Source organism: Dokdonia donghaensis DSW-1 (assembly GCF_001653755.1).
GTDB lineage: Bacteria > Bacteroidota > Bacteroidia > Flavobacteriales > Flavobacteriaceae > Dokdonia > Dokdonia donghaensis.
Genome location: NZ_CP015125.1, coordinates 1495059 through 1518199, shown reverse-complemented (window position 1 = coordinate 1518199; position 23141 = coordinate 1495059). Strand labels below are relative to the sequence as shown.

Sequence of the window (23141 nt, the reverse complement as noted above, 5' to 3'; positions counted from 1 at the left end):
ATACTTTTTTAATGCCGGATACTGGGCAGCATACTAAAAAAATAATCCATACCTCGTCTCTCATCTTTGGAGAAGGAGAAATGAGCAGCATAATACGCACTAAGGATTGGAGCAAGACTACCCTTGGCCCTATAAATACCTGGCCACAAAGGCTTCTAGGTATTGTTAATATACTTTTAGAGTCTAAATTTCCACAATTTTTATTCTGGGGGCCAGAAAATATTTGTTTTTATAATGATGATTATGCCCCGAGTTTAGGAGAGGCTTTTAACCACAGTAGTATGATGGGAATTTCTGCTCCTGAATTTTGGGGTGATGTATGGTATAACTTTGCCAAAGAGCAAGTCACACTTCTTAAAAGTGGAGCGCCTGCAACTTGGTTTGAAGATCAACTAGTGCCCATACATCGCAATGGGCGTTGGGAAGATGTGTACTGGACATTTACCTACAGTCCTGTAAGGAGTGATGATGGTGTCATAAACGGGGTGCTGGTTACAGTTATTGAAACAACAGAAAAAGTTGTAGTTTTTAAGGAATTAGAAGAGAATCGGGATCAATTAGAATTTGCTTTAGATGCCGCATCCCTTGCCTCTTTTGAGTGGCGACCTAGTGAAAACAAGTTTGATGGAAATACCACCTTAAAACGATGGTTTAACTTAGCCAGTGACGACGAAATAAACATAGACGACGCTATAAATAATATAAAACGAGAAGATCAGCCCAGAGTAAGAGCGGCTATTGCGCACGCCTTAGACCCTGAAACGTCGCCAGAGTATGACATCATATATACGATTGAGGCTGCAGGAGCTCAACCCCGAATAGTTCGAGCCATAGGTAAAGCATACTTTGATACAGATAGCAAGCCTGTTCGCTTTAATGGAGTGATACAAGACATTACAAAAGAGCATAGGTCAGAGCGAGAACAACGTAAATTACTTGCGCTCGTGGATACCAGTAGTGAGTTTATTTTTGTAACAAATCTAGATGGGCTAATTACATCGGCAAATCCGATGGCGAGAGCATATTTGGACGTTTCAGAGACTAAAGGCAGTAACGTAAAGAACTATATATTTCCAGAAGATCTACCAGTAGCAAAAACACTTTTAAGCAAACTTAAAACACAAGATCGTTTTTTCTCAGAAATACGGTTTTGGAATCGCAAAACTGGCAAGGTGTTCTGGATGTTATGTAACGCCTCTGCTATAAAAGATCCTTCCAGTGATAATTTAACAGCTATTGCGATTACGGCTTCTAATATTACCATTCAGAAAGAAAAAGAAGCCTTATTAGAAAAAAGTTTAGAAAGCTTACGCGAAAGCGAAAACAGATTTAAACTACTAGCAAACAACGCACCAGCCTTTATACGGATGAGTGATATGGAAGGTAACGTTACTTTTGCAAACAAGCTATTTGCCGAATTTCTGGGCGTAACCAATGAGTATTTACGAGGCAAAACCTTATTTAAATATGTACATCCTAAGGATAGAGAACGATGCGAAGCCGTGTATCGAGAAGCGTCTAAAAATAAAGAGCAGTACAAATTAGAGTTTAGGGCAAAGAACAAAGACGGATTGTATCGATGGATGTCTGACATTGCAGTGCCTCGTTTTGACGGGAATGATAACTTTGAAGGATATACCCACGCAGGCTTAATCATACACGAGTTGAAAGTACAGGAAAAGCAAAAAGATCTTTTTATAGGGATGGTGAGCCACGAACTTAAAACGCCTGTGACCAGCATTAAAGGTTACGTACAGTTACTTAAGATGAAATACGGAAAGAGTAAAGATCCTTTTCTTGTGAAAACTCTAAATACCGTTAATTCCCAGATTCTAGTACTCACCGCACTGATTACAGACCTACTTGATCTTTCTAAAATGAAATCTGGAGGCTTGCGTTTAAATGTATCAAAAATTAACTTCGATGAATTTCTCAGCGATATTATAGCGCAACAAGAGATGATTAACAGCGATCATACTTTTAACTGCTCAAACGACTATCACGGTACCATAGAAGCAGATAAAGATAGACTAGCCCAGGTACTCATAAACTTTTTGAGCAATGCTGTTAAGTACGCTCCCGGTTCAAAAAATATAGATATTACTGCGGTCACAAAAAACAATAAGCTTGTGGTCTCTGTGCGCGACTATGGGATTGGGATTAATACCTCTAACCAAGATAAAGTTTTTAAACGATTTTTTAGAGAAGAAGGAACTGATGAGAAAACTTTCCCTGGCTTTGGTATAGGTCTGTATATCGCAGCAGACATTATAAAGAAACACCACGGTAAAATAGGCGTTAGTAGTGTAAAAGGACAAGGCGCTACATTCTATTTTAAACTACCCTTAATAAATTAAAATATATGAGCGGAATTAATACTCCAAAAATCCTCATCGTAGAGGATTCTGAAAATATTTTAGAGCTGCTGGAACTTATGGTTGAATTTCAAGAATGGAAGTCTGCTCGTTTAAAAAATCTAGATAACTTTATAGATCACGTAGCTAGTATAAAACCTGACGTTGTGCTTATGGATATGCTCTTATCGGGAGCCAACGGTTGTGATGCGTGCATCGCTTTAAAAGCAGCAGAAGCGTATCGTGACATCCCCGTAATTATGATGTCTGCTCACCCAGAAGCACAAAGAGAAAGTATAGATGCTGGTGCAGACTATTTTATAGGCAAACCTTTTGAGATGGAAGATATGATTAGTCTTCTAAAAAAGGCTCTTTAAATAAATGATTTAAAGAGCCTTCTAGATACCATTCGTGACCTCTATAGGACTGCAATAAACACAACAATTAGGAATGAACCCTATTTATATTAAGTTAAAAACTTTATGCAAAAAAAGCTCTTTAAACAACTAGTCTAAAGAGCTTTGAATAAATCTGTGACCGCGAGAGGATGCGAGCCTCCAACACTCAGAGCCGAAATCTGATATTCTATCCAGTTGAACTACGCAGCCTTTTTACGCTTTCGCGAAAGCGTAAAAAATACTTTTATACTTCGTTAAATTCATCTTTTATAAGGAAAGAATAAAGTAATGTTTTAACTCCTTTTTCCAATAAGACTTTACATCATCAGAAAGTTTATTCTCATTGAGAACTAGGCCTATGATATTTGACTCTTTGGAAGCATATACTGCTGGGATTGATACGATATTACAGTTATTAATATGCAATAATTTTATACTAGGTAATAGTGTAAGTGCTTCGGGTAAAACTGTAAAATTATTATGCCCGGCGTGAACAACCCAAATACTTTCCATTTTTGTAATACCTATGTCAATCTTTGATAATTGATTATGTTCAATATATAGATACCTAAGTTGTGACAAGTCAAAAAGCTGCACAGGAAGCTCTATAAGATTATTGTGTGTAAGCCATAAACTACTAAGGCTTTTTAATTCTTTTAAATATGAGACAGAAGCGCTATTACCAAGTTCATTATGAGAAAAATTAAAATCTTCTAGTGTACTAATGTTTTCTATTCCTTTTGGAATTTTTACAAGGTTATTATGCTGTAGATTTAAAAATTTTAAAGGTAAAGTTGAGACTGTATTTACACTTTGTTCAAAATTTAATTTAGGGTTATTAACAAGACTTAATTGCTCGAGGTTTTTAAATTTCTTAATAGTATCTGGTAGTGTTTCTAATTGTGTATTGTTTAAAATAAGAACTTCTAATAGCTCTGGATTATTGATCTCATTTAAAACGTAATTAATGACGTGAGTTGAATTATTTGATAGATTTAAATAGCGTAGCTTTTTGAAACGAGGCAAATATCTCTCTACATCATCTATAGATGTTGCACTTAAATCTAATCGTTGTATTGTATCAGGCTCATTTACTGTGATAGTCACAGTTTCTGTATAAAAAGTGTTGTAGGTATCACAACTTAAAAGTAGCAGGTATATAGCTGTTGTTATGAATGTGTTTTTAATCTTCATAACTTTTAGATTTTAAGATGGAAGCACCTAATTCTAAGAATAGTTTATCACTCTCAATCACGTCCCAAGGGAATCTAGGGTTTAGCCCAACGGTGTCGTGTAATTTGTTTTGAACATATGCACCTAGCTTTTGACTATTTATTCCCGCTTTCGCGAAAGCGTTATAGAAATCATTTTGATAGTAACCAAAAACATACAAGTTTGCATAAAACGAGTTTTCATACGGAGGAACTGTATGCCAGACATTTTTTCTTCCATCATCAGAATTAATTACATTATCTGGGGTACGTGTATAGTCTGGTTTTGGTGTAAACAAGTCCAAGGCAACACCTAGCCTATAAATCTTTCTGTAACCTAAAATATGAGTGTATCCTACTCTTAAATTTCCCGTTGTACCGTAATCTGTTCCTTCTCCATTAAACACTGGAGAAAATTTAAAATCATTAAGAAAAGTAATGTCAAAAGAATGATTTGCATTACTAAAACGCATAAGAAGCTTCCCCCTGCGTATATTAAAATGGGATAGGTCTCCAGGAAAAAATTCTTTTTGATACCCAAACCCAACTCCATTAAAACCTGATTTTTCATCTATATCGTAGATGAAGACAGGGTTAATGCCAGAGATTGTTGAACCAAGTAAATTTGTGTTTTTACCAATACCTACCAATGTATACAAATCATAACCAAAGAATACTCCTTGCTGCTTTATGTTATGTCGCTCAAAAAGGTGTCCTATATTAAAGTGTGCACCTGTTTCAAAAGCTGCATCATTATAATTTAAAACCCCAATAGCAGATATACCTGCTTCAATTTTTTTGTTTTGATTACCTACTACTAAACTCACACGAGCCATAACTCCTCCATTTATCTGGAAGTCTTGCGCGTTTATTATGGGCGCGTAAAGCAAAAAGCAACAGAGCAAAAACGTTGAGCAAACTATGGAGGCTCTCATAGATGTAAATATAATGGATATGGGCTATTTATAATTCATATCTACATTATCATACACACGGATACCTGTTATTTTTCCAGTTGTCTTATTAATATCATAAATAGAAATACCAGCTTGCGCTTTAAAAGTAGCACTTCCCCACTTATCGCAAGTATACTCTCCCGCAAAGGTTCCTTTGTCTTTATCAAAAATATAATTATGAAATTTTAAAGGCACTCCTCCGTCTGCAAAAAAATGATCAAAGTGTTCTTTAAGGCCAAGCTCTGTTTTATGATTCCAGCGCCACCCTGCGGGTTCTCTAAAATACACATCATCTTTAAATGAAAGCGTTTGCATTGTCGCTTCTGTAGAGCCTATAGATATAGCATCAAAGTATTTTACTACTTCTTGCGGCTCTGTTAACATTATTTCCTTAGAAAATATAGCTGCTCTAAAAATATGCCCCTCTGTAATAGGATAAACCGAATGATATGTTCTAATGGCGTTAAACCTATCTCCATCTTTAACTAATATTGCTACAAGTGGCAGATCGAAAGTATTGTTTAATAAAATATCATATTCTATTACTAGATGCTCTTTATCTTCAAACACTTTTAAGATATTGACTTCTTTTACTTCATCCTTTAAGTATTCAGTTTGCTTTCTCAAAAGTTCAATTCCGCTCGTTTTTCCTTTTGAAGTTCCCACGGTTTGTAAATCAAGTACTACATCTTCAGATAGTTGCTCAAGTATGTTCTTATACTCTCCAGAAAGTATGTTTTCGATAAACTTCATAGACATCTACTATTTAAATTATTTTTTACTTCGTAATGCAATACAATACTCTTTTACAACAGGAAGGCGTATGATAAAACTTAGTCCCACAACTATGGCATAAATTAACCACGCTTTATCTAATAAAAAAACGTGTAACAGGCTCAAAACTATAGCAGCATAAGCAAATCGCTGTAGTTTTTTCCACTTCCTCTTTAATAACCTCATAGCCTTACGACTAGATGTGAAAAAAAGTGGTATTAATATCATTATCGCTAGGAGCCCTAACACATAATTTACTTGTGTAAATGTCTCTAAAAACCCTTCTATCCAAATAAACAATGCAAAATGAATAAAACTCCAGACTGAGGTAACAATACCCATCGCTTGCCTTACGTACAAATTTGCTATCCCAAAAAGTATATAAAACGGTGTAAGTGTGAGTACGGCTGTCATCCATCGTATCGCAAACTCGCCAGAGATATGATACAACATCTCAGCACTATTCTCCCCTTCTTCTATTCCAATTTTTAAAAGAGGGATTAATGGTAATGCCCCTAGTATGACTACTATAATCCAACCGTAATTTCTTTTCAAAAATTTCATTTACTCTTTATTCATTAAAACTTCTAACTCTTGTTCAAGTTTCTCTGCTTTTGCTTTAAATTTTTCAATAGCTTTTTTGAGTTGCTCAACTTTTTTAAAAGCCTCTTCATCTTGAATAGCTTGATAAGTGATCACTCCATTTTTGGTATTCACTTTTGACTTACTACCACAATTAGGACAAATAGCTACTTGGCTCATATATCTTTTATTTTACTGTAGTTATTAACACCACTTTCCCACCAAATTTCGATTGTAATTCATATTCTGGATTTTTACCAACTGTTTGTAAAAAGAGCTGACTATCCTTCATATCTGCATTATCTACATATATAATTGTATTCTTATGAAAATTAGATTTAAGCAATTCAAATAGAGGTAGGTATAAGTCTTTCCAGCCGTCTAATAGCAATAAGTCTATTGATCCTTTAAGATTTTTTAAGGTATCTATTGCATTGCCTATTCTAACGTCAATTAGATGACGCACACCAGCACGTTCAAAGTTTTGAATTGCTTTTTGAACTTTTGATGCAATCAATTCTGTCGTTATAATATGCCCTTTTGTTTCTAAAACTCCTTGCGCTAAAAAAAGGGTCGATATACCAAATGAAGTACCAAACTCAACGATATTCTTTAGATTGTTATTCGTTATGAGCTCAACTAATTCTTCTCCTTGTTCCTTTGAAATAGAAAGATAAACTTCTTTAAAATCAATTGGTTGCATAGGCCTTAGGACAGCTTTTGCAAAACCTTTGATCATTTTAAATTTATCATTTTTTGAATCTGCATAAAGTTCATCAAGAGTAGCTTCTATGAGTTCTTTATATTTTATTTCCATTTTTTCCTATTTGAAAATTTGTTTCGGTAAATATGCAGTCTTAAAGCTGTATACTGCTATTGTTCTCTAATTTTATAAATTAAAACTATGAACCAGATGCTATTTTCTTTTTGATACTTTTATGAACTTACTACTCATTATTAATAAAATGGGCAGCTCTCTCGGCTATTAAAATCGTCGGCGCCATAGTATGTCCAGAAATTAAATCTGGAATTACAGAAGCATCAGCAATTCGTAAGTTTTTTATACCTCTTACTTGCAGCTTTTCATTTACAACTGCCATTGGGTCTTCATCATTTCCCATTTTTGCAGTTCCTATTGGATGATAAATAGACTCGGCTTTATTGCGAATATAATCTTCAATTTCAGAATCTGTTGCATCAACTTTCAAAGACATCGTATTGTGATCAGTAAAAGGTTTTAAAGCCTTAGTTTCGAAAAAATCTAATGCTTTCCTCACTCCTTTTATATATGTCTCCATATCACGTTCATCAGCTAGATAATTAGGATTAATTAAAATTGTATCCTTTGGATCTGCTGAGGCTAAACGTACTGTACCTCTGCTCTTAGGCTGCACAAAGCCAACATCAATATGATAACCAGCATTTTTGGGCGGTGCTGATCCCCATTGAACAGGTGCATTTATATTGAACATCAATTCCATATCGGCTACAGGTACATCATGTGTAGTTTTAAAAAAAGCGGCACTCGTGTTTTCTGCAACAGCGAGAGGTCCATAACCAGTACGGCGCCACTCAAGAAGTTGTTTAACATCTTCCGGATTAGCTCTAAGTGAAAAACCTACATTGTCTGGTGCGGTTACTCCAATATCTGTTCTTAAATGATCTGCAAGATTTTCACCAACACCTGGCAAATCTTTCTCTACTTTAATCTTTAAATCATTTAAAAATTCTGCCGGGCCAATACCTGATAACATCAATATTTTGGGTGTTGCAAAAGTACCTGCACACAAAATAACCTCCTTGTTTGCCCTGATAGTATGATAAGCCCCATTATAAAAATATTTTACCCCAACAGCCTTTCCATCCTCAATAATAACTTTTGAAACATAAGACTCAGTTTGAATAGTTAGATTTGATCGTAATCTTGCATTATCAAGATAATTTTGTATCGTATTATGCCTGCGACCGTTTTTAAAAATAGTCTGCCATATATCAAAACCTTCATTATCGCTCCCATTCATATCCTTTGTAGAACCTATTCCCACTTCAACACTCGCTTGTTTAAAAATCTGCGTCATATAGCTACCCTCTGGCGTTGTTTCAAGTTTCATAGGTCCTGCAACGCCACGATATTCATTTTCACCTTTATCACTGTCTTCAATTTTCAAATACCATTTTAAAACTGTTTCCCAGTCCCAACCTTCTAAATTCCAACTATTATAATTTTTAGCCGTTCCTCTGGACCAAGAACCTATATTTATAGCCGCAGAACCACCTATCAGTTTACCTCTAGGCTGCATAATTTCTCTTCCATAAAGCTCTTTTTGAGGAGTAGAGTTAAAACCCCAGTTCGTGTCTTTTTCCCACATTTGCCCAGCTCCATTTACATAACCACTGGCTTCCTTTGTGTTTTCCTTTCCTGCTTCAATTAATAATACAGAGTTTTCAGGATTTTCTGTTAATCTAGCAGCTACCACAGGTCCTGCCGTACCCCCGCCAACTACTATATAATCTAATGTGCTATCCATCTCTCCTAATTTTTAGTGGCGTGATATACTTTAGAAACCTCATAACTATCTTCAAACCAATTCCAAAGGATGATTTTGTCATCTTTTACCTTTACTCTTAAAGCATACGTAAACTCTTGAGTTTCTTTATTAGAATTGGTTAACAAACCTATCATTTGTCCAAAATAAGCGGCTGTATCTCCACTAGCAAAAGCGTCTGTTGTCTCCCACTTTTTGGTTACAAAGTTTTTTCCAAAAACAGGAAAGAAATCTTCTAGTATGGCTTTTTTTCCTTCCCAAGGACCAATCCAAGGTAAGCTCGAATCTCCAGCGTTTTGCCATACCATATCCTCGTGCATTAAACTTTTCATTGCCTCCATATCACCCTTACCCATTGCGGCCATAAAGGCATTTGCAATTTCTAGTGTTTTATCACCTTGTGTTTCTTGAACACTTTTAGTTATACTAGTTGTTACTTCACTCTCTTTGAAGTTTTCTTCATTTTTATGACTGGAATCTGCACAAGCTATTGCACATAAAATCACAACCATCATTACCGAACTAAGTTTTAGTCTTTTTTTCATCAATTTCATTTTTTAAAATTAAATGGATCTCATAACAGTACCGTCGTAGCCAGTACTGGAGGTCTTGAATACAAAGTTCAAGTAACCCAAGTGATTACTTATAATCAATGTGATACTAAAAATGGTAAATTTGGGAATTAATAGAGATGTGCCTTTCTAAATTCATTAGGCGTCACACCCATTCTATTCTTAAAGAATTTTGTGAAATTAGTTACCTCATCAAAACCAATATCAAAAGCGATTTCTTTAACGCTTTTGTCTAAGCTCACAATCTCACGCTTGGCCTCAAGGATTACCAAGTTGTCTATAAAAGACTTAGCCGTATTTAATGTAAATTCTTTTACTATCTGATTCAAGAACTTTGTAGAGACAAGCATCTTCTGTGCATAATCTTTTACATTTCGCGTAGAGGTAAAGTCAACTTCTACCAGGTTTTTAAATTGTATAAACTTGGTGTAATTTTTTGACTCACTGTAGAGTAATAGTGATGAATTAACCGAGCGCTCAAGCCTCAAGAGGTAAAGATCTAATAACGAAGCAACAATATTTTTACGACCAAAGGTGGTTTCAATCTTGAGTTCTGGGATAAGTTGATTTAACAAAGCTTCATTAAGCCCCTTATTATAAGTAATAGGAGATACTAAGTAATAATTATAAAAGTGAGAAATTAAATTGATCGAGGATTTGGAAAAATAATTTAAGAGAAAAGCTTCGGTAAACACAATCAAATAGCCCTTATATGTTGGCTTTTTTTGAAAGGCGTGAACCTGACCTTTTGCAATTTTAAGAACGGTACCGGCTTTTAGTGAGTATTCTTTTAAATCAATTTGATGTGTACCCGTTCCCTCAATAACAATGAGTAGCACAAAAAAATTCACTCTATGTGGACGCATAGGGTCGTGATCTTTAATTGTGGGAATCATTGTAAAGAAGTCAGTCAAACTTAACAACTCAAAATCTTTCTCGTTATCCTCACCTTTAAATGATATGTTAGGTATTTTTTTCAAAAGTTTTAACCTCAAATAAATTCTGCAATATAAACGTAGTTATTCTTGTAATAACCTTTGTAATTTACGCCTTCAAATTACACTAAACTTATCATAAACAACTATTAAGAGTGTTATTTTATTTACAATACCTTGTTTTAAGATAGTTTAAAAACCCAACAGGAGTTTGTATAATTCTAGGCTCATAATGAATAAAACAGCCATTTTTAAAAAGAAAAAACCGAAAAAAAGTTTTGAGCAACCTCAAATCTATTTTCGGTATTCTATAATATGTGACCGCGAGAGGCACAGAGTTCAAACTTTTTTAAGGAAGATGTATCTGTAATTGAAACTTTCACAAAAGGATTACCTCCGCTGCGCTTCGGTGATCCCACAAAGCTCCGCTTTGAAAATAGTAAAGGAGAAAAATAATTTCTGAGCAAGCTCAAATTATTTTTCTCCTTTACTATTTATTCGTGACCGCGAGAGGACTCGAACCTCCAACCCTCAGAGCCGAAATCTGATATTCTATCCAGTTGAACTACGCAGCCTTTTTACGCTTTCGCGAAAGCGCAAATTTACTCCATTACTGATTAACAACAATAAACTCTGAGCGTCTGTTTAACTGGTGCTGCTCCTCGGTACAGTCACTATTGTTACCACAGCCATTTACAAGTTGTGTCTCTCCATAACCATTACCACTTATACGCTCTGCATTTATACCTCTTGAGATGATATATGCCACTGTAGACTTTGCTCGTCTATCTGATAATGACAAGTTATAAGAATCTTTACCTCTACTATCTGTATGTGAGCGAACGTTAATAACCATTGCCGGTACTTGCTTCATAGCAGATATGACTTTAGTAAGCTCAAGTGCTGCATCTGGTCGTATATCTGACTTGTTGTAGTCAAAATATATAGGGTTCAAATTGAGAAGCTTTGCAAGATCGTCTCCTACGCCTACTTCTGTAAGTCTAAGTTCTAACTCTATATCTCTTTCTAAACTTTGCTCTGTTGCTGGTGTCATCACAAAAACTTCGTTTGAGTAATACGTTTTGGAGGAAGCGCGTATGATATAATTCTGAGAGCAAACAAGATCAAATGTATACTTACCCTTAGGCGAGACCTGTACTTCTTGTAAAACCTTATTATCAGGATCTAGAAGTTGCACCTTTGCATCTGTAATAGGTGTTTTTGTGTTTTTATCTGTTACATAACCACTTATAGGTATATCACATTTGCGAGGTGGTTTTTCTGTCTGTTTAAAACGGTAGATGTCATCACTACCCATACCCTGAGCACGACTAGACGAGAAAAAGCCCATTTTTATGCTATCATTTACAATGTAACCAAAGTCATCACTAGAGCTATTAATAGGCGCTCCCACACCCACAACAGCAATCTCTTCTGAAGAGGGATTTGTAACATAAACATCTAGACCGCCTAAGCCTGGATAACCGTCTGAAGCATAATATAAATTACCTGTATCACTCATAAAAGGAAACGCCTCTCTACCTTCGGTATTTATAGGTTTGCCCATATTTTCTGGTTCTCCATACGTCCCATCTTCATTTATAGCGACCCTCCAGATGTCTGATCTACCTACTCCTCCAGCTCTATCTGAAGAGAAATAGAGATACTTACCATCACTACTCAATGCTGGATGAGCGTTTGAAAAATCATCACTATTAAAGGGAACCTCTTCTGCTATGGTCCAGTTTTTTGAAGAAGCGAGATAAGTAGATTTATAAATCTTTAGCTTATTAATCCCATCTTTTGAGGCTTTATACTTGTCTTTGGTATAATTGTTACGGGTAAAATAAATGGTTTTACCATCCTTAGAAAATGTAGGAGAGCTCTCGTGATATTTTGTATTGAGTTTGTTACTAAATCGTGAAGGTGGTGACATTGTACCACCTTCTTTAATTGTAGATTTATATAAATCTAAAAAAGGTTGATTAGTCCATCTATGTATACGTCTGCTAACTGTACCGGTATCTCTTGCAGAGGCAAAAACAATTTGCCCCTTATAATATGCTGGTCCAAAATCTGAATACCTAGAGTTAAGCGTGCGCAACATATTAATCTCATAAAGACTCTCCTTATATCCCTCTACTGCCACATAATCTGGATTTTCTTGAAATAGCCTTGCTCTAAAATCATTACCACTTAAGGAGGTAAAAATTTGCATCATATCATCAGACTCGTCATACTCCTTTGTTGCTCGTAAAGTTTGTGCATATCTAAAATAATGCTCTGCACTTACGGAGTCTGCATAATTTTCTGTGATCTTTTTATACCACTCTTGTGCTTGTGAGTACTTACCGTTATAGTAATAAGCTTCTGCTATTTTTTTGAAAACATCATAAGACTTAAAGCCTTCTGCTACGAGATCTTTGTAGATTTCTATTGCATCTATATATGCAAGCTGATTAAATTTTTTATTTGCCCTGGCAAGTTTTGCATCTTGAGCCGCCCCTGTGATATAAAATAAAAAACAGACTAATAACGTGATCCCACGTAAAAAATTCTTCATTTAACCTTTAGTATTAAGTATTAACTTTTTAATTAAAAGATAAGTTGAGGATAGAATTTTACTACAAAATAAGGGGAGGGCACAAACATACTAAAAAAAGTGAAAGACACTAGCCTTACCTGTTGAAAACTAGCATTTTGCATAATAAAATTTAATATATAAAATTAGAAAATTGACACTGCTTAGGTTAATAAACAAACGTATTCGCAAATTATGGCTGTTACTTGAGTTTATTTATAAAAAAAGAGGCACATTATTGCGCCTCTTTCAATAGTATTATATTTAAAGTATATACTAGCTCAGTCTTGATTTTACGATCGTACTTATAGTCTTACCATCTGCTTTACCAGCTAGCTTGCCATTAACCTGCCCCATTACTTTACCCATATCCTTCATTCCTTGAGCACCAGTAGTAGCTATGACCTCATCTACCACTTTGGCTATATCATCTTCTCCTAGTTGTTCAGGTAAAAATTGTGCAATAACTTCTGCTTGAGCAAGCTCAGGCTCTGCAAGATCTGCTCTACCTTGTTCATTAAATATGGCTGCACTATCCTTACGTTGTTTAACAAGTTTTTGAAGCAATTTTAACTCTTGCTCCTCTGTTATTTCTTCTTTTGCACCGCTTTCTGTTTGTGCAAGTAAGATAGCAGATTTTATAGCGCGTAGTGATGTAAGGGCATTTTGATCTTTGGCCTTCATAGCCTCCTTCATAGCCGTCATCACATCTTTAGATAGACTCATAGTTTATTGTTTTAATTAGATTATCAAAGATACGGAGTTTTATATGTACCACTTAAGTAGAAATAATCACTCCATAAAAAAGTAGTCCAACAATCTTGGGGGAGATCATTGGACTACAAAGCACTAATAATACTTGTATTAATCTACATTATCGTGTAGAAATGAGTTGTTCTTACGTAGTTGTACTTCGTCATTATCATCTGTAGAGAGTGACGTTCTAGATAGGTTACCATCTTTTTTTGGCGTCTCATCTAGATCTATACCCATACGTTTATATGCAGGCTGCTTCTCAATCTCTTCTATACGTGACTGGTTATTTCTAAACTTGTAGTTAAACTCCTTCATCTTACGCTTACGCTCTGAGGCTCTATCTATAAGTAACTTTGAGATAGGGCTATTCATAGGGTCTATTTCTACCTCTGGGTCATCTTCTACTTTCTCTTGAGGAGCAACTGTCTTTGTTTCAAAAACGATTGTTTCTTCCTCATCAATATCTTCTTTTACAATAGAGGCACTTGAGAGTGTCTCTTCGAGCTCCATATAATCTTCAAGACTGTAGCGAGTCTCTCCATCATTAGTATGCTCAGTAACTGGAATGATTTCTATAGGCTCATTTACTTCTATTGATGCTATGCTGTCGTCAAGGTCAAAAAGCTTAGGTGCACTTTCTTCCTCTTGTACAGTGGTGTCTGCATTAAGTGGCATATCAAAAAAAAGCATTCCGTTTCCTTCTGGCTCTTTATTTTCAACTACTGGGCTTTCTTGACGTACAGTTGTATCTATGATTTCAAAGTCTGCATCATTTTCGGCTAGAATTTCATCATATACTACATTGATATTTTTTATAATATCTGTTGTAGGCACAATATCCATTTTATATTGCTGGTTTGCTGGAGCTTCTTGTCTTGCCTTAGCCTGTGGTGCTTCTGGAGCTTTTTCTTGTGGAACTTCTTTTACAGGCGCTTTCGCGAAAGCGCTAGTAGTATCCTCCAGCTCATCTAAGTCTAGCGTGTGTACAATCTTAGCTGGTGCTACTGGTTTCTGAGGCTCAACTGGTGGTGCTGGCGGTATCTCTACCGTAGCCTCTGGCATAAGGTCTTGTTGTGCTTTTTGCTCCTCCTCTAGCGTGTGTATGATTTTTTTTGTCTCAACGTTTACAATATCGTTTTGCTGCTCTGCATTAAAACCTGTTGCTATTATTGTTACAGAAATTGCATCTCCTAGAGAGTCATCTTCACCTACACCCATAATGATATTTGCACTGTGACCAGCCTCTGCTTGTATGTGATCATTTATTTCACCTATCTCGTCTATAGTAATCTCATCACCACCAGAAACAATAAGGAGTAGTACATTCTTTGCACCTGTAATCTTGTTATCATTAAGTAATGGTGAGTCTAGCGCTTTTGATATTGCCTCGTTTGCACGACTTGTACCACTGGCAGTAGCGCTACCCATTATAGCTGTACCAGATTTACTTAACACTGTCTTTGCATCACGCAAGTCAATGTTTTGTGTGTAGTGGTGTGTTATTACCTCTGCTATACCTCTTGAGGCTGTGGCAAGAACCTCATCTGCTTTACTAAAACCAGCTTTAAAGCCTAGGTTTCCATAAACCTCACGTAGCTTATTATTATTTATTACAATGAGTGAGTCTACCTGAGCACGCAGTCTATCTACTCCTTTCTGGGCTTGTTCGTTACGCATTTTTCCTTCAAACTGGAAAGGAATCGTGACTATCCCTACGACTAGGATATCAAGCTCACGAGCCATCTTTGCAATTACAGGAGCAGCACCAGTACCTGTACCACCACCCATCCCGGCAGTAATAAAGATCATCTTTGTGTTAGTACCTAACATCTGTTTAATATCCATCTCACTCTCTATGGCAGCTTGCTCACCCACTTCTGGATTTGCTCCTGCACCAAGACCTTCTGTAAGACCTACACCTAGTTGTATCTTAATAGGCACTGTACTATTCTCAAGTGCTTGTGCATCTGTATTACAGATTACAAAATCTACACCTTTTATGCCCTGCTGGAACATATGGTTAATAGCATTGCTACCTCCTCCACCTACACCTATCACTTTTATGACATTGCTTTGGTTTTTAGGTAAATCAAATGTGATGTTATTAAATTGTGTCGTACTCATATAATTTATTTTTTGCCCCGTTGTATTCTACTAGATCGACGCTCATACGCCGATTTGATTTTTATTCTTATTTGTTTAAAAGTGTAACGCTATTGCACTACTCTGCATTATCAAGAAAATCTTTAAACTTATCTGCCCATCTATCAAAGATGCTGCGCTTAGGCGCTTGCGGCTTAGTTTGCCTTGCTTCTATGTCTGTTTCTTGTACTTCATTTATGGTATCTGTAAATACCTCTTCTTCTTTGGCTATCACCTCTTCTTCTGCATCAAGGTGTGAGTTGTATAGCCCGTGTTCTAGACTATTCATCACAAGACCTACTGCTGTTGCATAAAGCGGGCTTGTGGTCTCTGCATCACTATCTCCGGCTAGGTGCTCATTAGGATAACCTATACGAGTATCCATACCAGTGATATATTCTACTAGCTGTTTTAAGTGTTTAAGTTGGCTACCACCACCTGTAAGCACTATACCTGCTATAAGTTTTTTCTTTTGCTCCTCGTGACCGTAATTCTTAATTTCTAGATACACTTGTTCTACAATCTCCACTACTCGTGCGTGAATGATTTTTGATAAGTTTTTTAATGTTATCTCCTTAGGCTCACGACCACGCAATCCAGGAATAGAAACAATCTCATTATCTTTATTCTCACCTGGCCACGCAGATCCAAATTTTATTTTAAGCAGCTCTGCTTGTTTCTCAATAATTGAGCAACCTTCTTTAATATCATCTGTAATGATATTACCGCCAAAGGGTATTACAGCCGTATGCCTAATGATACCATCTTTAAAAATAGCAAGATCTGTAGTACCACCTCCTATATCTATAAGCGCAACTCCAGCTTCTTTTTCTTCTTGGCTTAGCACCGCATTTGCAGAGGCTAATGGCTCTAGTGTAATACGGTCTAAGTTAAGACCTGCGCTTTTTACACAACGGCCTATGTTTCTTATTGAGGCAACCTGCCCCACAACCACGTGAAAGTTTGCTTCCACACGACCACCATACATCCCTATGGGTTCTTTAATCTCACTCTGACCGTCTACTTTATACTCTTGTGGTAAGACGTGTATAATCTCTTCACCAGGTAGCATTACGAGTTTATGTACTTGATCACATAATGCCTCTATATCTTGCGCGTCTATGACCTCTTCAGAGTTATTTCTAGTTATGTAATCGCTATGTTGTAATGAGCGTATGTGCTGTCCAGCTATACCAACTACAACATCTTTTATTTTAATACCTGAAACATCTTCGGCTTCTTGTACTGCTTGTTGTACAGACTGTATGGTCTGGGTAATATTATTAACTACACCACGATGCACACCAAGACTTTTAGACTTTCCTATACCTAGAATTTCTACCTTGTTGTACTCATTGTACCGCCCTATCATTGCCACGATCTTCGTGGTCCCTATGTCCAGTCCTACTGCGATATTTTGATTTTCCATACTTCTAATTTTGAAAGTTTATGTTTACGCTTTCGCGAAAGCGTACTCATCTTACCCTCTATTACTTTTTCTCACAAACTACTTGCCCGTCATACTTGAGCACTATTGTTTTATAATTATCTAAGCTTTTATCCTTTTGTGCCTTTTGATAAAACGCTTTATAATTGCTGAAACGTTTATTAAGCTGCTCTACTTTACCTAGCGAGATTGTGTACGCTAGTTTTCTTGCTTTGAGCATATACTCACCACTAGTGGTGCGTGATATACCTATGATGTGCTTTGAGAGAAATGTATCTTTATTGATAAAATCTACCAGTTCAAATACTTCGTCTATATTTTTATCTGTCGCTCCAGTTACCAGAGGGACGTGTGCAGCGTGATTTTCTGAGAGCGGCATTACCTCACCACTCTGGTCTATATAAAAAGACGTAGCACCGTTGAGTCGTGCAATAGGCTTGCGTTGCTCTATTGCAACTCCTACCTCACCACTCATCGATACATAAACATCTGCGTTCTTGATAATTGGATGCGCCTTGACACGCTTTTCCATTATACTCAAAGCTAAATTTTCTTTAGACGTTTCCGACACCTTTTTTCCACTTACTATCAACAATTTATTAACGGTCTCACGAGTGACAAAAGGTGCACTTTCATCATCAAAAGAGATGGTAACATTTTCTACCTGTCGCGCAGCATTTCTTTGTACAGAAAACCCATACAGAAACACTGTGAACCCTAATAAAACAACCATCTTTATGTAAAACCAGTTAATCTTCACTTTGCAATTTTTTTGCGACTTTTAAAATTTCTACTCCTATATCTCCAGCACCCATCATCACTACAATTTTCTTATTTGAAGCTGTTACAATCTCAGGTAAGCGATTTTTTGTAACAATTTCTTTATTTGAAAGCGTCATTTTATCTAATAGGGCTTGACTTGTAACACTATCTATAGGTAGCTCTCTAGCTGGGTAAATATCTAGCAGTGCCACCTCATCAAAGCGAGATAACTCTGTAGCAAAATCTGCCATAAAATCTTTTGTTCTACTAAACAAATGTGGCTGAAAAATAGCCAGCACCTCCTCGCCCGGATACATCTCTTTTATACTTTGGTATACCGCCGCAATCTCTGTAGGGTGATGTGCATAATCATCTATGAGCACCTTATCTTGAGACTGGTAGCGATAAGTAAACCTGCGATTTACACCCGTATAACTAGCTAACGCTTCTGGCAACTTTGCTACTGGAGTGCCGTAAGCCACCGCCATACTAAGTGCCGTGGTAGCATTAAATAGATTGTGCCTCCCTGGTAATGTAAATTTTAAATCTTTAAGCACACCTTCTGGATACTTAAAATCAAAATGATAAGCACCAGCTACAATGCGCACATTTTGTGCCGAGTATGTTGCGTCATCTTCTATACCCACGGTATTACCTGCAAGTGGCAAACCATTTTTTATAAATCTCATTTCTGGAGCTACAAGAGATCCAAACTCTTGAAAAGTCGCCACAAGATCTGCCTCGTCTTCATAAATATCGAGATGATCTGCATCCATAGAGGTGATGCACAATATGTCTGGAGTGAGCTGTAAGAATGACCTATCAAACTCATCTGCTTCTACAACAGTAATATCGCTTCCGTTTTGAATAAGGTTACCGTTGTAATTATTTGTTATTCCTCCTACAAAAGCCGTTACGGGTGCTCCCGTAGCAGCGAGTAAGTGACCTAATATACTTGAGGTAGTTGTTTTTCCGTGGGTACCAGCAACGGCAAGCGAGAACGACTGGTTTGCAATGAGTCCCAGCACTTCTGCGCGTTTTTTTAGGGTATGCCCGCTTTCGCGAAAGCGTACTAACTCTCCCATTGTACTTGGCACTGCAGGGGTATAAATAACGAGCGTGTTTTCCTTATCTGCAAAGGTCTCATCTATCGCATCTCCCTTATCTTGAAAATGAACAGCAACGCCAGCCTCTTGCAACTTGCGCGTCACATCTGAAGGCGTTTTATCATAACCCGCTACATTTTTACCCTCATTTTGAAAATAAAAAGCAAGCGCACTCATCCCTATACCGCCTATGCCGATAAAGTAAAAGTTCTGTATGTCCTTAAGTGCTTTCATATATTACTCTTCACAATATGCTGTAAAGTTTCTACTTTTTATCTTTTAATAAGTTTTCTACCTCATCTACTATATCACTAGTCGCATTAGGTAAAGCGAGCGTATTTATTTTATTGCCTAAAGCAAGTCTAGATGGCTCATCATCTATTAAGGCCTTAAACATCAATTCAAACTTCTTGTCAAGGTCTTTTTGAGCAATGAGTATAGCACCACCTTCTTTTTCTATAGCCTTTGCGTTTTTGGTTTGATGATCTTCTGCTACGTTAGGCGACGGTATAAAAATAGTTGCCTTCCCCACGATACATAACTCAGATACAGAGCTGGCTCCTGCGCGGGATACAATAATATCTGCAGCAGCATAAGCCATATCCATCTGGTCTATGTATGCCATCACTTTAACATCTTCACTATCTAGATGCTTGTAGGTATCATAATATAATTTACCTGTTTGCCATAAAACCTGCGTCCCTTGTTCTCTAAGGAAAGGTAGCTTCTCATACATAAGCTCATTAACAGCTTTTGCACCAAGACTTCCTCCTATCACAAGCACCACTTTTTTACTCGCATCTAGTTCATATTTTGCCCTTGCTTGCTCGCTTTTACCTGATATATCAAGTAAATCTGAGCGCACTGGATTCCCAGTTTTCACAATCTTTTCTTTAGGAAAAAATCGATGCATCTCATTATATGCTACACATACTTTATTTACGTGTTTTCCTAATAGTTTATTTGTGATACCAGCATAGCTGTTTTGCTCTTGTATTAATGCTGGTATGCCAGCTACGGTTGCCATTTTAAGCAAAGGACCACTAGCAAAACCACCCGTACCTATGACCACATCTGGTTGAAACTTTTTTATAATCTTACGAGATTTCCACAAACTACTTATGAGCTTAAATGGAAACATAAGATTATCTACCGTGAGCTTGCGCTGTATACCTGCTATCCATAATCCTTCAATATCAAAACCTGCTTGTGGCACCTTATCCATCTCCATACGGTCGCTCGCACCTACAAAGAGAAATTGTGCGTCAGGATTACGGCGCTTTATCTCGTTTGCGATGGCTATAGCAGGATAGATGTGACCACCTGTTCCTCCTCCAGATACTATGACTTTATAAGGCTTCACTTAAAACATCTAATGGGTTTAACTCACTCTCTTCTTTTACCGGTGTAGGTTTGCGCTTTGCGCTTACACTTAACACAATTCCTACAGCGAGACAGGTCATCCATATAGATGTACCTCCACTACTCACTAATGGTAATGTTTGCCCAGTTACGGGAAACAACTCTACAGCAACTGCCATATTAATAAGGGCTTGAAAAACTATAGGCAATCCTACTCCCACTACCACGAGCTTTGCAAAAATCGTTTCGGCTTTATGGGCTATCACTGTTATTCTAAATAGCAATAACATATATAAGAACAATAGAAAACCTGCTCCAGCAAGACCAAACTCTTCTACAATGATGGCGTATATAAAATCTGAAGATGACTGTGGCAAGAAGTTTTTCTGTACACTTTTACCAGGACCTTGACCTAATAAACCACCTGAGGCAATTGCAATTTTTGCTTTTTCAATTTGGTAATCTGCATCTGCATCTACCTCATCATTTGCAAAGTTTTCTACACGACTTATCCAGGTGTCTACCCTGTTTGGGAACATCCCTGGAAAAGCTTTTGCCATAAGCACAAAAAATAACAGCGCCACAATACCTGTTGCTATTACAATACCCAAATACTTAAGCGGGTACCCACCTAAAAACACTAGTGCAACCACCATAGCGGCAATGATTGCCGTAGTCGAAAAATTGGCTGGCAATATGAGTCCCAGCACTACCGCCACAGGCAACCATAGAGGAACAAGCGTTTCTTTAAAAGTCACTGCTTTATCCTTAATTTTTGCCAGATAACGCGCTACATAGACCATAAGCACAACTCCTGCAAAAGTTGATGTCTGAAAACCAACACCCAGTATAGGTATCTTAATCCATCTACTTGCATTTGCACCTCCCATCGTGGTACCCTGGGCTAGTGTTACTATAAGTAGTATAATCACAAAGGGTAATGCTATAAATGAGAGCCCTTTAAAATAATGATGTGGTATTTTATGCACGCCATAGAGCATCGCAAAACCAAGTACTAAGTGCATCCCGTGCTTAATTAAAAAACGCACCGTATTACCGTCGCCCTTTATATAAGCAAGGTTACTCGCAGCACTATATACTGGCAAAAATGAAAACAATGCCAGTAGAGCAACAATTGCCCATATAGCTTTGTCGCCTTGTAAACCTGCAAATATGTCTTTAAAACTAGTACTCACTTACTATTAATTGTTTTTGTTGCGCTTTCGCGAAAGCGTAATTTTCCTTTTTTTATAAACTCTGATACACCGGCTACTCACGGGGGATTGCAGCTTGCAGCCGGTTGTATAATCAGAATTAAAGGTTACGTACGGCAGCCTTAAACTGGCGGCCTCTATCCTCATAGTTTTCAAATAAATCAAAGCTTGCACACGCTGGAGAAAGCAATACATTATCACCACGCTCTGCCACCTTATAAGCAATCTTAACAGCCTCTGTCATAGATGGTGTTTCCACAATAATATCCACCATATTTTCAAAATGACTCATAAGCTTTTGATTATCAACACCTAGACAGATAATTGCTTTTACCTTCTCATTAATAAGGGGATATAAGTCACGATAATCATTACCCTTATCTACTCCACCTACGATCCATACCGTAGGGTCGTTCATACTATCTAGTGCATAAAATGTAGCGTTTACATTAGTCGCCTTACTGTCATTTATGTACTGCACGTTGTTAATCTTAAGCACCTGCTCTAACCTATGCTCTACTCCTTGAAAACCTTCTAAACTCTCACGTATCGTTGCCTTACGGATGTTTAATAAATTTGCTACCGTAGAGGCAGCCATTGCGTTTTTCTTGTTGTGTTGCCCCTTAAGAGCGAGATTGTTTGTGGTCATTGTAAAGGTGTTATTATCTATTTGTACTACTAGGTTATTGTCTTTTATAAAAGCGCCATTTTCAAATTCTTGTGTGAGTGAAAAGGGCAATAATTTTGAGCGCACTGGGTGTTTGTTAAGCCAGTCTACACTCACGGGATCATCTGCATCATAGATGAGATAATCTGTTTCTTTTTGGTTCATCGCTATTCTAAATTTTGATGCGATGTAATTTTCAAACTTATAATCGTATCTATCTAAGTGATCTGGTGTCACATTGAGCACCACCGCGATATGAGGTACAAAATCTGCGATTCCGTCTAACTGGAAACTGCTTATTTCAAGCACATAGGTATCAATCTCCTTTTGTGCCACCATCTTTGCATAGCTGTCTCCTATGTTTCCCGCAACACCTAGATTAATACCTGCTTGCTCTAGAATAAATCCAGTAAGCATCGTGGTTGTGGTTTTCCCGTTACTTCCGGTAATCCCCACAATTGTGGCATCTGTATATTGAGAAGCAAATTCGATCTCAGAGATTACAGGCACTCCTTTTTCTAGTAACCTCTGCACAATAGGTGCTTTATCTGGTATTCCAGGACTCTTCATCACTACATCTGCATTGAGAATAAGTGCTTCTGTATGCCCTTCTTCTTCCCAAGTAAACTCTTCGGCAGTGAGTATCTCTTTGTAATGATTCTTTACCTTTCCAAAATCAGATAAGAACACGTCATATCCTTTGGCCTTGCCTAAAATAGCAGTACCTACGCCAGACTCTCCGGCTCCTAATATGACTAATCGTTTCTTCATTTTTA

General features: G+C 37.1%; 20 protein-coding genes and 2 tRNA genes. 2 read left to right on the top strand and 20 right to left on the bottom strand.

From position 1 onward, the window contains the following. The first annotated feature begins 11 nt into the window (after window positions 1-11). Both I597_RS06680 and I597_RS06675 read left to right on the top strand, forming a co-directional pair. Window positions 12-2357, top strand: coding sequence for a PAS domain S-box protein (locus I597_RS06680; RefSeq protein WP_052111951.1), 2346 nt, complete (start codon window positions 12-14; stop codon window positions 2355-2357). 5 nt (window positions 2358-2362) lie between these two features. After that, entirely contained in the window at window positions 2363-2731 is a 369-nt protein-coding gene (locus I597_RS06675; RefSeq protein ID WP_035327676.1) for a response regulator, read from the top strand. A 157-nt stretch (window positions 2732-2888) separates the two neighbouring features. Here the strand turns inward: I597_RS06675 and I597_RS06670 are convergent. The 20 genes from I597_RS06670 to murD all read right to left on the bottom strand — a co-directional run bounded on the left by I597_RS06670 (window position 2889) and on the right by murD (window position 23136). Then, window positions 2889-2962 (bottom strand) — tRNA-Arg (locus tag I597_RS06670). A 57-nt stretch (window positions 2963-3019) separates the two neighbouring features. Next, on the bottom strand, window positions 3020-3946 hold the full coding sequence (locus I597_RS06665; RefSeq protein WP_035327674.1) for a leucine-rich repeat domain-containing protein: 927 nt from the start codon (window positions 3944-3946) through the stop codon (window positions 3020-3022). Then, entirely contained in the window at window positions 3936-4853 is a 918-nt protein-coding gene (locus I597_RS06660; protein WP_152594979.1) for a hypothetical protein, read from the bottom strand. Before I597_RS06660 ends, I597_RS06665 begins: the two co-directional genes overlap by 11 nt. Before the next feature lie 69 nt (window positions 4854-4922). Further along, window positions 4923-5672 carry a hypothetical protein gene (locus I597_RS06655; RefSeq protein ID WP_064497409.1) on the bottom strand — a complete coding sequence of 250 codons (750 nt, stop codon included), beginning with the start codon at window positions 5670-5672 and terminating at the stop codon, window positions 4923-4925. Between the two features lie 18 nt (window positions 5673-5690). Further along, the gene (locus I597_RS06650; protein ID WP_035327666.1) at window positions 5691-6257 is read right to left on the bottom strand and encodes a ferric reductase-like transmembrane domain-containing protein; all 567 of its coding nucleotides are present in this window, start codon (window positions 6255-6257) and stop codon (window positions 5691-5693) included. Further along, on the bottom strand, window positions 6258-6455 hold the full coding sequence (locus I597_RS06645; protein WP_035327664.1) for a hypothetical protein: 198 nt from the start codon (window positions 6453-6455) through the stop codon (window positions 6258-6260). A 7-nt stretch (window positions 6456-6462) separates the two neighbouring features. Next, window positions 6463-7092 carry an O-methyltransferase gene (locus tag I597_RS06640; protein ID WP_035327662.1) on the bottom strand — a complete coding sequence of 210 codons (630 nt, stop codon included), beginning with the start codon at window positions 7090-7092 and terminating at the stop codon, window positions 6463-6465. 130 nt (window positions 7093-7222) lie between these two features. After that, the gene (locus I597_RS06635; protein WP_035327659.1) at window positions 7223-8803 is read right to left on the bottom strand and encodes a GMC family oxidoreductase; all 1581 of its coding nucleotides are present in this window, start codon (window positions 8801-8803) and stop codon (window positions 7223-7225) included. A gap of 5 nt (window positions 8804-8808) precedes the next feature. Next, complete coding sequence (locus I597_RS06630; RefSeq protein WP_201771780.1) at window positions 8809-9366, bottom strand: nuclear transport factor 2 family protein; 558 nt, start codon at window positions 9364-9366, stop codon at window positions 8809-8811. A gap of 137 nt (window positions 9367-9503) precedes the next feature. Continuing rightward, complete coding sequence (locus tag I597_RS06625; protein WP_035327656.1) at window positions 9504-10373, bottom strand: helix-turn-helix domain-containing protein; 870 nt, start codon at window positions 10371-10373, stop codon at window positions 9504-9506. 456 nt (window positions 10374-10829) lie between these two features. After that, a tRNA-Arg gene (locus tag I597_RS06620) sits at window positions 10830-10903 on the bottom strand. 35 nt (window positions 10904-10938) lie between these two features. Beyond that, window positions 10939-12891, bottom strand: a complete 1953-nt coding sequence (locus tag I597_RS06615; RefSeq protein ID WP_035327653.1) for an OmpA family protein — start codon at window positions 12889-12891, stop codon at window positions 10939-10941. A gap of 294 nt (window positions 12892-13185) precedes the next feature. Continuing rightward, entirely contained in the window at window positions 13186-13635 is a 450-nt protein-coding gene (locus I597_RS06610) for a GatB/YqeY domain-containing protein (protein WP_035327651.1), read from the bottom strand. Window positions 13636-13773: 138 nt separating this feature from the next. After that, entirely contained in the window at window positions 13774-15789 is a 2016-nt protein-coding gene (gene ftsZ / locus I597_RS06605; RefSeq protein ID WP_035327649.1) for a cell division protein FtsZ, read from the bottom strand. Between the two features lie 97 nt (window positions 15790-15886). Then, window positions 15887-17236, bottom strand: coding sequence for a cell division protein FtsA (ftsA, locus tag I597_RS06600; protein WP_035327646.1), 1350 nt, complete (start codon window positions 17234-17236; stop codon window positions 15887-15889). Window positions 17237-17297: 61 nt separating this feature from the next. Continuing rightward, on the bottom strand, window positions 17298-18014 hold the full coding sequence (locus I597_RS06595) for a cell division protein FtsQ/DivIB (protein ID WP_035327644.1): 717 nt from the start codon (window positions 18012-18014) through the stop codon (window positions 17298-17300). After that, on the bottom strand, window positions 18004-19356 hold the full coding sequence (gene murC / locus I597_RS06590) for a UDP-N-acetylmuramate--L-alanine ligase (RefSeq protein ID WP_035327642.1): 1353 nt from the start codon (window positions 19354-19356) through the stop codon (window positions 18004-18006). Before murC ends, I597_RS06595 begins: the two co-directional genes overlap by 11 nt. Before the next feature lie 31 nt (window positions 19357-19387). Then, window positions 19388-20485 (bottom strand): undecaprenyldiphospho-muramoylpentapeptide beta-N-acetylglucosaminyltransferase, encoded by a 1098-nt coding sequence (murG, locus tag I597_RS06585; protein WP_035327640.1) that lies wholly within the window; start codon window positions 20483-20485, stop codon window positions 19388-19390. Next, window positions 20472-21680: an FtsW/RodA/SpoVE family cell cycle protein gene (locus I597_RS06580; RefSeq protein ID WP_035327639.1), complete on the bottom strand. Its 1209-nt coding sequence runs from the start codon at window positions 21678-21680 to the stop codon at window positions 20472-20474. Before I597_RS06580 ends, murG begins: the two co-directional genes overlap by 14 nt. A 118-nt stretch (window positions 21681-21798) precedes the next feature. Beyond that, window positions 21799-23136, bottom strand: coding sequence for a UDP-N-acetylmuramoyl-L-alanine--D-glutamate ligase (murD, locus tag I597_RS06575; protein WP_035327638.1), 1338 nt, complete (start codon window positions 23134-23136; stop codon window positions 21799-21801). Between the last annotated feature and the right edge of the window lie 5 nt (window positions 23137-23141).

Coding starts and splice junctions, on each gene's coding strand:
- I597_RS06680 (WP_052111951.1), top strand. CDS start 12: ATGCCGGATACTGGGCAGCATACTAAAAAAATAATCCATACCTCGTCT.
- I597_RS06610 (WP_035327651.1), bottom strand. CDS start 13,635: ATGAGTCTATCTAAAGATGTGATGACGGCTATGAAGGAGGCTATGAAG.
- I597_RS06675 (WP_035327676.1), top strand. CDS start 2,363: ATGAGCGGAATTAATACTCCAAAAATCCTCATCGTAGAGGATTCTGAA.
- I597_RS06630 (WP_201771780.1), bottom strand. CDS start 9,366: ATGAAAAAAAGACTAAAACTTAGTTCGGTAATGATGGTTGTGATTTTA.
- I597_RS06635 (WP_035327659.1), bottom strand. CDS start 8,803: ATGGATAGCACATTAGATTATATAGTAGTTGGCGGGGGTACGGCAGGA.
- I597_RS06650 (WP_035327666.1), bottom strand. CDS start 6,257: ATGAAATTTTTGAAAAGAAATTACGGTTGGATTATAGTAGTCATACTA.
- ftsA (WP_035327646.1), bottom strand. CDS start 17,236: ATGGAAAATCAAAATATCGCAGTAGGACTGGACATAGGGACCACGAAG.
- murC (WP_035327642.1), bottom strand. CDS start 19,356: ATGAAAGCACTTAAGGACATACAGAACTTTTACTTTATCGGCATAGGC.
- I597_RS06655 (WP_064497409.1), bottom strand. CDS start 5,672: ATGAAGTTTATCGAAAACATACTTTCTGGAGAGTATAAGAACATACTT.
- murD (WP_035327638.1), bottom strand. CDS start 23,136: ATGAAGAAACGATTAGTCATATTAGGAGCCGGAGAGTCTGGCGTAGGT.
- I597_RS06645 (WP_035327664.1), bottom strand. CDS start 6,455: ATGAGCCAAGTAGCTATTTGTCCTAATTGTGGTAGTAAGTCAAAAGTG.
- I597_RS06615 (WP_035327653.1), bottom strand. CDS start 12,891: ATGAAGAATTTTTTACGTGGGATCACGTTATTAGTCTGTTTTTTATTT.
- ftsZ (WP_035327649.1), bottom strand. CDS start 15,789: ATGAGTACGACACAATTTAATAACATCACATTTGATTTACCTAAAAAC.
- I597_RS06665 (WP_035327674.1), bottom strand. CDS start 3,946: ATGAAGATTAAAAACACATTCATAACAACAGCTATATACCTGCTACTT.
- I597_RS06640 (WP_035327662.1), bottom strand. CDS start 7,092: ATGGAAATAAAATATAAAGAACTCATAGAAGCTACTCTTGATGAACTT.